Source organism: Planococcus massiliensis (genome assembly GCF_000821325.1).
In the GTDB taxonomy this organism is placed as follows: Bacteria; Bacillota; Bacilli; order Bacillales_A; family Planococcaceae; genus Planococcus; species Planococcus ruber.
Map to the genome: position 1 here is coordinate 698,121 of NZ_CCXS01000001.1, position 14,780 is coordinate 712,900.

Annotated in this window: 13 protein-coding genes; 9 read left to right on the forward strand and 4 right to left on the reverse strand. The window is 46.2% G+C overall.

From position 1 onward, the window contains the following. Positions 1 to 42: 42 nt before the first annotated feature. Complete coding sequence (locus tag BN1080_RS03545; RefSeq protein WP_052650573.1) at positions 43 to 681, reverse strand: PspA/IM30 family protein; 639 nt, start codon at positions 679 to 681, stop codon at positions 43 to 45. Between the two features lie 12 nt (positions 682 to 693). Beyond that, entirely contained in the window at positions 694 to 1,035 is a 342-nt protein-coding gene (locus BN1080_RS03550; protein ID WP_052650574.1) for a lmo0954 family membrane protein, read from the reverse strand. 173 nt (positions 1,036 to 1,208) lie between these two features. On the opposite strand from BN1080_RS03550, the gene BN1080_RS03555 reads away from it, so the two are divergent. From BN1080_RS03555 to trhO, 4 genes are all read left to right on the forward strand, one after another. Continuing rightward, positions 1,209 to 2,294: a metallophosphoesterase gene (locus BN1080_RS03555; RefSeq protein ID WP_052650575.1), complete on the forward strand. Its 1,086-nt coding sequence runs from the start codon at positions 1,209 to 1,211 to the stop codon at positions 2,292 to 2,294. A gap of 13 nt (positions 2,295 to 2,307) precedes the next feature. Continuing rightward, on the forward strand, positions 2,308 to 2,925 hold the full coding sequence (locus tag BN1080_RS03560) for a DedA family protein (RefSeq protein ID WP_052650576.1): 618 nt from the start codon (positions 2,308 to 2,310) through the stop codon (positions 2,923 to 2,925). Positions 2,926 to 3,007: 82 nt separating this feature from the next. Beyond that, positions 3,008 to 3,958 carry a 2-hydroxyacid dehydrogenase gene (locus tag BN1080_RS03565; protein WP_052650577.1) on the forward strand — a complete coding sequence of 317 codons (951 nt, stop codon included), beginning with the start codon at positions 3,008 to 3,010 and terminating at the stop codon, positions 3,956 to 3,958. Between the two features lie 164 nt (positions 3,959 to 4,122). Continuing rightward, the gene (gene trhO / locus BN1080_RS03570; RefSeq protein WP_052650578.1) at positions 4,123 to 5,079 is read left to right on the forward strand and encodes an oxygen-dependent tRNA uridine(34) hydroxylase TrhO; all 957 of its coding nucleotides are present in this window, start codon (positions 4,123 to 4,125) and stop codon (positions 5,077 to 5,079) included. A gap of 180 nt (positions 5,080 to 5,259) precedes the next feature. Here trhO and BN1080_RS03575 read toward each other — a convergent pair whose 3' ends face one another. Further along, positions 5,260 to 6,123, reverse strand: a complete 864-nt coding sequence (locus BN1080_RS03575) for a MerR family transcriptional regulator (RefSeq protein WP_052650579.1) — start codon at positions 6,121 to 6,123, stop codon at positions 5,260 to 5,262. 250 nt (positions 6,124 to 6,373) lie between these two features. Here BN1080_RS03575 and BN1080_RS03580 point away from each other — a divergent pair, with 250 nt between their 5' ends. The 3 genes from BN1080_RS03580 to BN1080_RS03590 are packed head-to-tail and all read left to right on the forward strand — an operon-like array spanning position 6,374 to position 10,258. Then, positions 6,374 to 7,855 (forward strand): aldehyde dehydrogenase family protein, encoded by a 1,482-nt coding sequence (locus BN1080_RS03580; RefSeq protein WP_052650580.1) that lies wholly within the window; start codon positions 6,374 to 6,376, stop codon positions 7,853 to 7,855. Positions 7,856 to 7,875: 20 nt separating this feature from the next. Beyond that, positions 7,876 to 9,042, forward strand: a complete 1,167-nt coding sequence (locus tag BN1080_RS03585) for a saccharopine dehydrogenase family protein (RefSeq protein WP_052650581.1) — start codon at positions 7,876 to 7,878, stop codon at positions 9,040 to 9,042. A 22-nt stretch (positions 9,043 to 9,064) separates the two neighbouring features. Beyond that, positions 9,065 to 10,258 (forward strand): acyl-CoA dehydrogenase family protein, encoded by a 1,194-nt coding sequence (locus BN1080_RS03590; protein WP_052650582.1) that lies wholly within the window; start codon positions 9,065 to 9,067, stop codon positions 10,256 to 10,258. A 34-nt stretch (positions 10,259 to 10,292) separates the two neighbouring features. On the opposite strand, the gene BN1080_RS03595 is transcribed toward BN1080_RS03590, so the two are convergent. Then, positions 10,293 to 11,204, reverse strand: coding sequence for a diacylglycerol/lipid kinase family protein (locus tag BN1080_RS03595; protein WP_052650583.1), 912 nt, complete (start codon positions 11,202 to 11,204; stop codon positions 10,293 to 10,295). 124 nt (positions 11,205 to 11,328) lie between these two features. Between BN1080_RS03595 and BN1080_RS03600 the strand changes: the two genes are divergently transcribed. After that, positions 11,329 to 12,513: an alanyl-tRNA editing protein gene (locus BN1080_RS03600; protein WP_052650584.1), complete on the forward strand. Its 1,185-nt coding sequence runs from the start codon at positions 11,329 to 11,331 to the stop codon at positions 12,511 to 12,513. A 65-nt stretch (positions 12,514 to 12,578) separates the two neighbouring features. Continuing rightward, a complete protein-coding gene (locus BN1080_RS03605) occupies positions 12,579 to 14,726 on the forward strand; it encodes a beta-propeller domain-containing protein (RefSeq protein ID WP_052650585.1) in 2,148 nt (715 codons plus the stop codon). Positions 14,727 to 14,780: the final 54 nt, after the last annotated feature.

The window sequence follows — 14,780 nt, forward strand, 5'->3', positions numbered from 1 at the left end:
AGCAGAAAAATGAGAAGAAGATCCACTTCTTCTCATTTTAGTTTAACCAATTTCCTTTTGTTGTGCGCTCTTTTTTTCTAATAATTCCAAGCGGCGCTCCATTGCTGAACGTTCATGGTCCTCTTCTACTTTGGCTCCCAGGTTTTTAATGTAGGAAGCCATATCATCATAGGATCCCAGGCGTTCTGCAGCGAGTTCCGGATTCAGCACTTTATCCATTTGATGGTGGGCGCGTGTCGCATTTTCTTTCCCCATCAATTGGAGCTGTTTGACTTTCATGTCTTTTACTTTGTGTTTCATTTCTTCGTAGCGCTGTTCAAGACCGGTCAACTCTTCCAAGTTCTCTGAAATGCTGCGCTTCAATTCCGACACCCGGTTTGAATAAGCCGCCACTTCCATTTCAGCAAAAACGGATAAGTCACTTTCTCCCGATGCCTGAGCCAATTCAAGCTGAGATTGGCGCTTCTGGAGCATGGCCGTCGCTTCATCTAATTCTTTTTCCAGTTTAACATTTAATTGCGCTTGCCGTTCAACCCATTTTCCGGTGTCGGTTGTTTGTTTTTCTGCTTCTAAGATGTAGCGGTTCAGCACTGCAAGCGGATTTTTTTCTTCTTTTTTGGATACCAATGCATCCAAGTCAGTTGCTACTGCGAATTTAAAGCGTTCCCAAATTGATGTCATTTCTATTCCTCCTTATTTTGAAAGCTTATTCCATTGTTTTTCAAAGTTCGTAAACGGGTCATCCGTTTTAGCAACCGTTACCGGCTGCTCGTTCCATTTGCGGTAAATCATCCATAGGCCATATGCTGCGGCAACACCGATCAAAGCCGGTACATTTGAGATGGCAGATAAGACTCCGACGGCTCCGACAAAGCCCCACCAAATTTTTGCTGCTGTTGTTGTGCTTTTCAAGTAATAATGTACGCCCATGTAAAGAATCAATCCGGAGATGGCCAATCCCGCAATGGCGCCAAGATTGGAAAGTACGATAATGCCGGCGATAGCGCCGAGTGTAATCATCCAAAACTTATTCAATTTAACTCCTCCTCTCAATTTGTACCTTAATCATACCAAGGCGGTAAATTCCGCAACACGGTCCTTGACTGCATCTTTCACTAAGACCTGAGGCTTAGCTGCCTCTCAGCAAGGCTGAATGAAAGGGAAGATGCTATAATAGCTTCTATATAAAAAGAGAAGAGGAACTTCATATGAAGATAGTAAGTTCTATTATAGGAGCACTCGGCATCTATCTGCTGTTAGTGGTTTACTTGGGCTGGAATGTATACCTATGGGTAGAAACAATAGCCCCTTGGATGAATATCGGGCTGTTTTCTTTCCTTTGGCTGCTTATCGCTTTCAGCTTTTTCATCGGCAGGCTCGGGCATAGATGGCTGGCATTTACCATCATCGGCTCCTACTGGTTTGCATTTTTGCAATACGCGATTCTGCTCATCCCTTTGGCCAATATCATTGGGTTAGTGCTCGATCTGAAAGATGAAGTTTTCGTTTTAGGTACAGCCGTAGCGATTTTATTTGCTGGTATATTCGCAGTGGGTTCTTATCTCGCATACAGCCCGGTTCTCCGGGAATTGGAAATCGAAGTGGAAGGGCCGAAACAGGAGCCGCTGCAGATTGTCATTGGATCGGATTTCCATTTAGGCGTCTTATCCGGAAAGCGGCACCTGAAACGATTTGTAGATCGAGCCAACCGCTTAAATCCGGACTTAGTGCTTTTGGCCGGTGATCTGGTCGATGATGATCCGATTTGGTACGCCCGCTACGGCATGAAAGAAGAAATGGAAAAATTAAAATCCAGATTCGGTGTCTATGGCGTTCTTGGAAACCATGAATACTATGGAAAGAAAATTCCGCTGCTGGAACGTTTGATGGAAAGTTCAGGGGTGAAAATTCTGCGGGATGAAACCATTTTGGTGGGAGGCCGTTTCTACATCACCGGACGGGAAGATCGGACGAACGGAAAGCGCCATGCACTGGGATTGCTAAAACCGAATCAGGATTTGCCATGGATTGTCATGGACCATACGCCTTCCGATTTGAAAACGCCGATACCGCTGGGTGTAGATTTTCATATTTCCGGGCATACTCATAAAGGACAGATGTGGCCGAACCACTTGATTACCCGAAAAGTCTTTGAACTGGATTATGGCTACCGGAAAATAGGCAGCACCCATTTCTTGGTCTCCTCCGGTTTTGGATTTTGGGGCCCGCCGATCCGTACCGGCAGCCGGTCGGAGCTATGGTCCATTAAGATGAACTTTAAAGAAACAAAATAAGAGGGGGGAAATAATGGAACAATGGATTACAGATATCATGTCGGATTATGGATATATCGGGATATTCCTGCTGATCATGCTGGAAAACGTTTTTCCTCCTATTCCTTCTGAGGTTATATTGACAGTAGGCGGCTTTATGACGACTACGACCGATATGACGATGTTGGGCGTTATTCTCGCTTCTACAGCAGGTTCAGTGGTGGGAGCCGTCGTTTTATACGGAGTAGGACTGCTGGTAGACGTAAAGCGCCTGGAAAGAATCGTTGAAAAATACGGCAGTTGGCTGCGTGTGAAAAAATCGGACATCCACCGCGCGGATCGCTGGTTTGATAAGTTTGGAATTTGGACCATCTTTTTTGGCCGCTTAATCCCATTGGTTCGAAGCCTGATTTCCATTCCGGCCGGGATGTCCAACATGAAGCTATGGCTGTTCCTTACCTTTACGACGCTCGGAACGCTGCTTTGGAACACCGTGCTTGTATACGTCGGAGAAGCGGTCGGCGATAACCGGGAAGCGATTTTGAAGCAATTGGATATTTATTCAAACGTGGTCTATGCGCTGATTGCGCTTTTTGTGATTGCGGTCATATGGTATTATTTCAAAAAAATAAGAACACGGGAAATGGATTGAAGATACTGGGAAAACTGTTGGCGTTTGCCGGCAGTTTTTTTAGTTGCTATAATTGTTTGACAATAGAAAATGGAGGTACTATATGAAACCGATCATTTATATAACGCAAAAGCTGCCGGATGAGGCAGTGGCAGAATTACAGCAAAGTTATGAGGTCCGTATGTGGCATGACGATCAAACTTCTGCCCCTAAAGAAGAGATCGTCAAGCAAGTAAAAGAGGCGCATGCATTATGGGCCATGTTGTCCAACCAGATTGATAATGAAGTTTTTGAAGCTGCACCAAAATTGAAAATCGTTGCTAATCTAGCAGTCGGCTATAATAATATCGATTTGGATGCAGCCCGGAAACATGGGGTCATGGTGACGAATACACCGGAAGTTTTAACGGAAGCAACAGCTGACTTGACTTTTGCCTTGCTGCTGGCAACAGCGCGACGCATTATTGAGGCGGAAAAATCTGTCCGTTCAGGCGATTGGAAATCGTGGTCGCCAATGGGGATGGCGGGGCAGCAAGTTGGCGGCGCAACGCTCGGGATCATTGGAATGGGGCGAATTGGAGAGGCAGTTGCCAGACGCGGCCAAGGCTTCGGCATGAATATCCTATACCACAATCGAACACGAAGAAGCTTAGAAGACGTGAAATATGCAGGACTCGATGAACTTCTTCAGAAATCGGATTTTGTCGTCATTTTGACGCCGTTAACAGAAGAGACAAGAGGGATGATTGGGGAGCGCGAGCTTTCCCTCATGAAAAATACGGCGTGTCTGATCAACGTAGCCCGCGGCGGTATCGTGGACGAGCAAGCGTTGTATGAAGCGCTGAAGGCTGAAAAAATCTGGGGAGCGGGCTTGGACGTGTTCGAACAGGAACCCGTGCCGTTGGACCACCCGTTATTGAGCCTGCCGAATGTCACCGTCCTTCCGCATATTGGAAGTGCAGCGATCCAGACGCGTCTCTCGATGATGGCATTAAATGCTGAAGCCATCCATTCTTGTTTGGAAGGGCGTTCTGTAAAAAATAGAGTTTGCTAAATAAGAAGAAGAGCAGCTGCTGAGAGGCAGCTGTTTTTTTTGTTGGAGGAGCATTCGCGAAATCTTGCAAAAGTTGAAATTTACTGGCGTATGATGTAAAATAATCTAGGTTTTTAAGCCTTAAACGGTTAAAAAGACAAATTGAAGAATAGGGGGTATGATTCATGCAAAATCATACACACAATGTTTTACTTTATTATCTATACACGCCGATTGAAGATCCGGAAACGTTCGCAGCTGAACATTTGGCAGCGTGCAAAGAGCTGGGGTTAAAAGGGCGCATCCTTGTTTCCAAGGAAGGAATCAACGGAACATGTTCCGGTACAATCGAACAAACAGAAGCATACATGGAAATGGTGAAGAGCGATTCACGCTTTTCGGATATCATTTTCAAAATAGACGCAGCAGATGGCCATGCATTCAAAAAAATGCATGTACGCCCTAAAAAAGAAATCGTTCACTTAGGACTGGAAGAAGACATCAATCCGCATGAATTGACGGGAACTTATTTAGAGCCTGCGGAGTTTTATAAACGCATGCAGGACCAGGATACAATCGTGCTGGATGCACGCAACGACTACGAATATGACCTAGGCCATTTCCGCGGCGCTGTACGTCCGGATGTTGAAAACTTCCGTGATTTGCCGGAATGGGTCCGTGAAAATAAAGAAATGTTCGAAGGCAAGAAAATTTTGACTTACTGCACCGGCGGAATCCGCTGTGAAAAATTCTCTGGCTGGCTGAAAAGAGAAGGGTTTGAAGATGTGGCCCAATTGCACGGCGGCATCGCGACATACGGAAAAGATCCGGAAGTGAAAGGACAGCTTTGGGATGGGCAAATGTACGTCTTCGATGAGCGCATTGCTGTGCCGATCAACCAAGTGGAGCATGTTGTCGTAGGGAAAGACCACTTTACTGGCGAACCATGCGAACGCTATGTAAACTGCGCCAACCCGGAATGCAACAAGAAAATTTTGGCTTCTGAAGAAAACGAACACAAATATATGCGTTCATGTTCAGACGAATGCCGCGAACATCCACGCAACCGCTATGCATTTGAGCACGGATTGACCGGTGCTGAAGTGCAGGAGCGCTTAGACGCATTAAAAGAAACGGTTTAAGACTTCGAGAGTCTGGACATAAGAAAAACGCTGCCAAATCGGCAGCGTTTTTTTCTGTTTCATTGTTCCTGCTCTTCTGCACAGTCAAAGCAAATCAGTTCACCGTCTACGTATACCCCATCAAGAAAGCCGTCCCGGCAATAGATATCTTTGCCGCAGCTGCTGCATGGTCCGATCAACTCACGCATCTTGCAAAATGGAAGCGTACACGTACATCGCTTCTTTCAAATAGTTTGCCAGCCCTGCGCCGTGCTGGTCAATGTTATTGGCAAATCGGCTATCAGCCGCATACAGGTCGGCGAGGCCGCGGAACATTTTCGGCGTGCAATCGTAGAAGCGGTTTAGCAACGTAAAATAGGCATGCATTTCTTTCTGAACTTCCGCCGCTTCCGGAGGGAGATACATCAAACTTGCAACTGATTGGTAGATGCGGTTTCCTTCCCGGTTGATTTCTTCCAAATCTTCTTCTTCTTTTTCCGGCTGTGGCTCTTCGACAGAATTTACTTCTTCAACGAACTCTTCCAGCTCTGCTGGCGAATTCACAAACGGCGTAAGTTCTTCTGCACTGACCTCCATAATTTCTTCGCTGGTTGCGGCAGGAGAATCGGCATCAACCTTCGCTTCAAGTTCCGGAACTGCCATTTTGTATTTTTTAATGTCATCGTCAGTTTTTTTGATGGCAAATGCTGCAAAGCGATCTGCATTCGTCATAGGGGCGGCCCCTGCATTTTCAAGCAGCGTTTGCTCCGCGCTGCTGATCAGGCTTTCAAGCCGGTCTTTCTTTTTTCTCAACAAGTCAATATGTGTGGTCAATGCGTAAGTAGAGTCAAATCCTTCAGCAACGATTTCCTGGATCTTTTTCAGCGAGAAACCAATTTCTTTGAAAAATAGAATATGCTGGAGCAAACGCAAATCTTCATCGTTGTAGTATCGATAACGGTTTGAACCAATATTCGATGGTTTCAACAATCCGATGCTGTCGTAATGGTGAAGTGTGCGCACACTGACACCCGCAATTTTTGCCACTTCCTGTACTTTGTACATATGATCACCTCTTCTTTTAGATTAGACTATGACGCACCGTTAGTGTCAATAGATTTCAAATAATTTCACAGAAATGGCTATTTGTTCATATTAAAAAGCTTCTGCATTTCTAAAAAGCAGGGCTATTCACATAAAAAATAAAAAAAGAAAATTTTGAATTTTGTTCATAAGGGGGTAGGATTCTTTTGGAGCTTATGAAATAATGGGTATGAAAGCGGTTACATATATTTGCAGCGGAGGGGATAGGAACATGAAATTGGTTAACTTTATCAATGGAAAATGGCGAGATCCACGAAATGCAAAATTCACGCCGGTATTAAATCCGGCGACTGGCGAGGAGCTTGCGCAAGTTCAGATGTCGTCAAAAGCAGATGTAGATGAAGCGGCCAGAGCGGCAAAGCTGGCGCAAAAAAAATGGGCTAAGGTTCCTGCTCCTAAACGAGCAGATTATTTATACGAAATTGGCCGTTTAATGAAAGAAAGAAAAGAACATTTGGCGCAAGTGCTCACGAAAGAGATGGGCAAAGTAATTGAAGAAGGGCGCGGAGAAGTGCAAGAAGGAATTGATATGGCTTATTATATGGCAGGTGAAGGACGACGGCTGTTTGGCGAAACCACGCCATCAGAGCTCGCCGATAAATTCGCGATGAGCGTGCGTGCGCCAATAGGTGTTGTAGGCCTCATCACTCCGTGGAATTTCCCAGTCGCCATTGCTACATGGAAATCTTTTCCGGCGATTGTTGGAGGAAATACGTTCTTGTGGAAACCGGCTACAGAAACGCCGATGATGGCGTATGAAATGGGGAAAATTTTTGAAGAAGTCGGCCTTCCGGAAGGCGTTGCTAATATCGTATTTGGCGCTGGATCTGAAGTTGGAACGGCCATGATTGAACATCCGGACATCCGGGTTATTTCATTTACGGGCTCTACGGATACAGGGCGGCAAGTAGCGGAAATGGGCGGCCGCCATCTGAAGAAAGTCTCTCTTGAAATGGGCGGAAAAAATGCAGTGATTGTCATGGAAGATGCCGACCTCGATCTGGCGGTTGAAGGGATACTTTGGAGTGCTTTCGGAACAGCCGGACAGCGATGCACAGCCTGCAGCAGGGTCATTGTCCACAAAGACGCAAAAGAAGAACTGCAAAATCGCCTCTTGGAAAAAATGAAAACGTTGACGATTGGTGATGGAACAGATGAATCCGTAAAAGTGGGGCCGGTAATCAATCAAAAAGCGTTGGAGAAAATCCATTCCTATGTAGAAATTGGGCAACAGGAGGGTGCAACGCTGCTTGTTGGCGGTGATATCCTTAAAGGCAGCGCTTATGATAAAGGGAACTATTACGCACCGACATTGTTTACAGATGTCTCGCCTGAAATGCGCATCGCTCAGGAAGAAATTTTCGGACCCGTCGTTTCGATCATCGAAGTCGGTGGATTTGATGAAGCGATTGAAGTGAATAATGGGGTTATTTATGGGCTGTCCAGTTCGATTTATACGGCAGATGTCAATCGGGTCTTTAAAGCGCAGCGTGACCTGGATACGGGCATTGTCTACATTAACGCTGGGACAACCGGGGCTGAAATCCACTTGCCGTTCGGGGGCACGAAAGGAACAGGCAACGGCCATCGGGATTCGGGAGTTGCAGCCCTGGACGTGTTTACGGAATGGAAGAGCATCTATGTCGACTACAGTGGAAAATTGCAGCGTGCACAAATTGATAATGATATCTGAATCCGGAAAGGGGAATGACGATGAAAGTCGCAGTATTGGGTGCAGGATTAATGGGGAAACAGGCAGCAGGGGATTTGATTGCCAATGAAAAAGTGGAAAAAGTGTTTTTAGCAGATTTAAATGTGGCGCAGGCTGATTTGTTCGTTGAACATTTAGGCAGCGCAAAGATTGAAGCCGTTTATCTAGATGCCAATGATGACGAGGCTTTGAAAGCAGTCATTTCGAAAGCGGATGTAGTCATCAATGCGCTATTTTATACATTTAACGAAAAAGTTGCACGATTGGCGATTGAATGCGGCGTGCACTCCGTTGATTTAGGCGGGCATATCGGAGGGGCAACAGACGCCGTATTGGGTATGCACGAAGAAGCGGAGAAGAAAGGCGTGACGCTGATTCCGGATTTAGGGGTAGCTCCGGGCATGATCAATATCCTGACGGGATACGGAGCGAGCAAACTTGATCGGGTCCAAGACATTAAATTGTATGTCGGCGGAATTCCGGTAAATCCCGAACCGCCGCTGGAATATAACCATGTTTTTTCACTGGATGGCGTATTCGACCATTATACCGATCCTTCCCACGTGATTCGCCGAGGCGAACTGCTGGAAGTGGATTCCTTGTCGGAAATTGAGCACATTGAATTTGAAGGTTTTGGGGAGCTCGAAGCCTTCCATACTTCCGGCGGAACTTCGACATTGACGGAAACTTTTGAAGACGTGGACACATTGGAGTACAAGACGCTTCGCTATAAAGGGCATGCCGAAAAGTTCCAGCTGCTGGTCGATTTAGGATTTACAGATCGAGACAGAACGGTGTCGATTAACGGCAATGAAATCAAGCTGAGAGATGTACTAAGGGAAGTGTTGGCGCCAATCACAGAGCTCGGCGATAAACAGGATGCTGTGCTCCTGCGGGTGCTCGTTTCAGGATTGAAAAATGATGAAGCGTTAACGTATGAATATACGATGATTACGGTGCGAGACCAGGAAACGGGCGTCACAGCAATGGCTCGGGCTACTGCCTATACGATTTCCGCCGTTGCCCAGATGATCGGCGAAGGGATTATTGACAGAAGAGGTTCTTATCCGCCGGAATTGATCGTTCCGGGAGCTGAATATATTCAAGAAATGGCAAAGCGTGGAGTGGAAATCAAAGAAACGGTTCATCGCTCAGCTTATCAAAGCTGAGGCATGAAAGGAGAGGGCTGTTGTGGATTTCGATTTTTCATCTGAACAAATGCTTTTGAGGCAAACCGTTAGAAAGTTTGTCGATGATGAAATTTTGCCCCATATTGCTGAATGGGATGCAGGAGGCGCCTTTGATCCTGCAATCTGGAAGCGGCTTGCGGATCTGGGGCTGATGGGCGTATGCATTCCGGAAAAATATGGCGGAAGCGGCATGGATTATAATTCCTTGGCGATCGTTTGTGAAGAACTTGAACGGGGGGATACTGCTTTTCGTACAGCAGTTTCGGTTCATACAGGTTTGAATTCCATGTCTCTTTTGCAGTGGGGAACTGAAGAACAAAAAGAACAATTTTTGGTTCCTCAGGCAAAAGGCGAGAAAATCGGGGCATTCGGTTTAACGGAGCCGGGCGCCGGATCGGACGTTGCAGCGCTTTCGACGACGGCTAAACGCGAAGGAGATGAATACGTTTTGAATGGCCAAAAAACGTGGATCTCTTTATGCGATGCGGCTGACCATTTTATCGTTTTTGCCTATACCGATAAATCATTGAAGCATAAAGGGATCAGCGCCTTCATTGTTGAGCGTACGAGGGAAGGATTTTCTTCCAAAGCGATTAAAGGGAAATACGGGATCCGCTCCGGAAATACAGGGGAACTATTCTTTGAAGACGTGCGCATTCCCGCCAGTAACCGTCTGGGTGAAGAAGGGGAAGGCTTTAAAATTGCCATGGCTTCATTGGACAACGGACGCTTTACCGTCGCTGCAGGCGCTTGCGGCTTATTGATGGCCTGCATTGAAGAAAGCGTCAAGTATTGCCAGACACGTTCGACATTCGGCAAACCGATTGGCGAACATCAATTGGTCCAGCAAATGATTGCCAAAATGGAAGCCGGTTTTCAGATGAGCCGATTACTCGTCTATCGAGCAGGTGAAATGAAAAACAAAGGAATCCGGAATACGCGGGAAACGTCACTCGCTAAATGGCAGGCTTGCGATTTCGCCAACCAGGCAGCGGATGACGCTGTGCAGATCCACGGCGCATATGGCTATTCGGACGAATATCCGGTGGCCCGTTTCTTGCGGAATTCCAAAGCTCCAGTCATTTACGAAGGAACGCGCGAAATCCATACTTTGATGCAAGCGGATTATGTGCTTGGAAAACGCGAAGACCGAAAACTGAACCGGATGCTGCCGGCTTGGCCATTCGAAGACTAAAAAAACCGGCCTCTTTGCGGGCCGGCATTCTTCTTTAAAATGCTTGTTCCTGCGGTTTCGGGACAAGCATTTTTATATTTTGAGGCTGCATTTTAATTTCTAAAGGCGTCTTCAGGTAAATCTCTCCGTCCGTATCCACATCCATTTCCGCTTCCGTTTTAAGGACGATGTTCTTTCCTTTGAAATGGGTGATATGTTCCAGTTCATCTGTCACCGTATCCGGTTGGGAAAGCGAGAACCATTCACGGATGGCCGCGATAGAAGAGGTCTGAATAACAAAGACATCAAGCAGTCCATCGGTTGGATCAATCTCGGCTAAAGGAAACATATGGGTGCCGATCGACTTGCCGTTCATGACTAAGACAAGAACAGCATTTTCATTATAGGGAACGCCGTCAATTTCCAAAGAAACGGCAAAACTTTCCGCTTGTCGGATCATTTGCAGGGCACTCATGAAATAGCTGAGCTTCCCGTAACGTTCTTTTAAATTCGAATCAATATTCGATGAAGCGTCCGTGATCAAGCCGATGCCGGCGAAATTCAAGAAAGAATGGTTGTTGGCCAAAGCGATATCCACGTTCTTGACTTCTCCGTCTGCCAACGCTTGTGCAGCTTCATCGAGTGAAATCGGAATTTCCAAAGTCCGTGCAAAATCATTGCACGTGCCTCCCGGCAAAATTCCTAAAATGGGTGCATCTTCTAAGTTGCAGAGGGCTTGGACAGCGGAATGCACAGTGCCGTCGCCGCCTGCCACAAACAGCACATCAGCGGAATCCGCATAGCTTATGCAGGCTTCTTCAAATTCTTCTTTCGTCTCTGTTTGAACCAAGGTGAGCTGCTTTGATGCTTTCGCCAGCGGGCTGATGACCAATGGCAAAATCTCCTGGTTCATGGACGCTCCTGCTGCTCCGTTATACAATAAAACCGAACGTTCAAATCTCGGCATTTCATTTCCTCCTAAATGGCTTGCTGCAATAGTTGAATTTCGTTTCTTACAGAATGTTTTCCACTAAGCAACAAATCGTAAACTCAAGCATTGCCATTCAACTCCATGGAAAGAAGGAATTCATATGACAAAAAAATTGTATTATCAGGATCCGGAAATAAAAAAGGCAACTGTCCAAGTAATTGGGAATGGCCAAAACGGCATCGGTTTCTATGCTATTTTAGATCAGACGTGCTTTTATCCGGAAGGCGGCGGCCAGCCTGGCGACATCGGCAAAATTGGAGAAATCCAAGTAACCGACGTCCAAACTGAAGACGGAGAAATTCTTCATTATACAGAAGCCCTCATCCCATACGGCCAGTACGAAGCTGAAATTGATTGGAAAAGAAGGTATGACCATATGCAGCAGCATGCGGGACAGCATGTGCTGAGCGCAGTTTTTGACGATTTCCACCAAATGAAAACGACAAGTTTTCATCTGGGAGAAGAGCGGGTGTCGATTGATTTGAATACACCTTCTATTGATGAGTCGACTATTAAAGCGGTTGAAAAGAAAGCGAATGATGTGATTCGGCGGCACTTGCCAATCGAAACGGAGTGGGTGGCAAAAGAGCAGGCGAAAGAAATGAACCTTCGGAAACCTCCCGCAGTGGAAGGCGATATCCGTTTAGTCTCCATCGAGGGAGTGGATTTGAATGCGTGCGGGGGAACCCATCCAAAAAATACGGCTGAGATCGGCCTTATCAAACTGATTGCCAATGAAAAAGCGAAAGGCGGAACGAGGGTTTACTTTTTATGCGGAGACCGCGCCATGAGTTATTTTCAGCTACTGGCGGAAACCTCCGATGAATTGGTGAAGCTATTAAATGCGCCGGTCAAGGAATTAGGAAATGCTGCCTCAGACTTATTAAAAGAAAAAGCGGCAAACGAGAAAAAAATGAAAGAGCTGCACCAGCAACTGCTGGAAAAAGAAGCGGAAAGCTTGGCTTCTGAAGCCGGAACAGTTATTGAACAAATTTTTCATGGACGTCCCATCAAAGAAGTTCAGCAGTTGGCTCGCCTGGTCATTGCGCAGAATCCGGGCGCCTATCTCTTGTTCATTTCAATGGAAGGTGAAGATGTCCGTTTTGTCGGCGCGAAAGGAGAGCATGCGGAAGGGAATATGAAAGCGATGCTGCCTGAATTATTGGCATTGACGGATGGAAAAGGCGGCGGAAACGCGGGATTTGTGCAAGGCGGCGGCAAATCAGCAGCATCTCCAGAAGTTTTCCTGGAGACCTTCCGGAAGGCCCTGAAAATTACACAATAAATTCTGTAACTTTTTTTCCACACTTCTGTCTAATGGATAAAGGCGGATGAAAGGGCGGGATTAAGATGAAGAAAAGGAGTTTGTGGCTGATCGCAGCAGCGGCACTTGCGATGATTGGACTGACTGTGGCGTTTATGATGGATAAAGTCACAGTCAGTGCTTCTTCCATTGCCTTAGCTGACCAAGGATGGAAGGCGAATTTTTCTTCGCCGCTGAAGCCGGATGCGATTGAAAAAGGTGATTTGTATTTAATCAATGCGAGCGGAGAACCGGTCGATGCGGAAATGACGCTCCTTAAAAACGGCAAGACGATTGAAATTCCTTTGCTGGCCCCAGGTGAATACAAGCTCCATATTAAAAAAGCTGCGGTTAAAGGAAGCTTATTAAAGAGCCTGGCCCTCTCAGAAGTTTCTTTTGTTGTCCAAGAGGAATTGGAGACACTTTCAAATGCAGATGAGTTGAAAGCTTATTTTGCCCGGTTGCTAGACTTGCAGCAGCAAAGTGATGGGAGTATGGCGGTCAGCGGTTCTGCTGACTCCATGGCTTCCGAAGAATCGAGCTCGGCGGATGCTGCCGGCGGTGAAGGCGGAGATTTTTCTTCTACGAATAACCAAGTGGAAGGGGTAGATGAAGCAGATCTTGTGAAAACAGACGGTTCTTTCATTTATTCCATCAGTGATTCTTCAGTGGTAATATCGGATGTCAGAAATCCGGCCGAAATGAATGTAGCCGCCAAGCTTCTATTTAAACAAGATATGTATCCGCAGCAATTGTTTTTGTCTGGAAACACGCTGGTCGTTCTGGGAAGCCAATATTCCGTTTTGCCGACCGAAGGCAAAATCAATGATTATCAGCGGCATGTCGGCCTGACTTCGGTTTATTTATACGATATTCAAAATCCCTCCTCTCCACAGCTGATCCGTGAATTCGGGACGGAAGGGGATTTAAACGGTGCGCGGCTGACGGAAAAGATGCTGTATTTCGTTACGAATGTATATCCTGATTACTGGATGATGGAAAGCCAAAAAGATCCTGAATTGCGGCCCCATCATTACGATTCACAAAAAAACGAAGATTTGCAGCCGATGCCGTATGATAATTTATCGATCCTCCCAGGAACCATGGAAGGCCGCTACAGTGTCATCACGGCGATCGATTTAACGAACCCGACTGAAAATTCCATTTCAACTGACGGCTACCTGGGCGGAAGTGAACAGATGTATATGAATGCTGAAAATCTGTACATTACAGCTTCCGTGTATATGCCAATTGACGAAGCGGAAGAAGACAATGACTTGGACATGTCTGTCTGGCAGCCGCAATCTGCCAATACGGAAATCTTTAAATTCCATTTGGAAGGAGATGGCGTAAAGTTTGTCGCCTCCAATGAAGTCGCAGGAACGCTGCTGAACCAATTTTCAATGGATGAATACAACGGCTATTTCCGGGTGGTTACGACGGAAGGGTTTACTTGGGACGAAGCAGCGCCTTCCAAAAACCATCTGTTTGTTTTGGATGGCGGCATGAAGCAAATAGGGTCTGTAGAAGATTTGGCACAGGGAGAGCGAATCTATTCAGCCCGGTTCATGGGCGATAAAGCATACATGGTCACATTTAAAGAAACCGATCCTTTATTCGTCATCGACGTCTCAGCTCCATCATCGCCTAAAGTGTTAGGGGAATTAAAAATCCCTGGCTTTTCAAACTATCTTCACCCTTTGGATGAAAACCATTTGATCGGATTTGGCTATGACACCAAACTCGAGCCGGTCAAAGGAGGAGAGCCGCGGGTGGTGACCGGCGGCATGAAGATTTCTCTGTTTGATGTCAGCGATTTCAGCAATCCGCTGGAAAAAGATGCGGAAATCATTGGCGGTCCGGGAACGTATTCCCCGCTGCAATACGATCATAAGGCCCTCTTTACCCATAAAGAATCCAATCTTTACGGATTCCCGGTTGCTGAATATGCAGAAGGCGAAAATGACTCGATCCTATTCCAGGGCTCGGGTGCGATGCTCTTTGAAATAACGCCTGATGGAATTGAAAAAGCGGCGGATTTGATGAAAGAAGCCTCTATGCAATATGAAGACTGGGAGAAGAGCGTTCAACGCATTCTCTATATTGAGGACCGTTTGTACACCGTCGCTAATAGTGAGATAAGCAGTTATGGCTTGGCGGATTTCAACTTGATCCAAACTTTAAGCTATAAATAATCAGTGCGGGGAAGAAAATCCTTCTCCGTACTTTTTTGACGTTTTTATTTACTT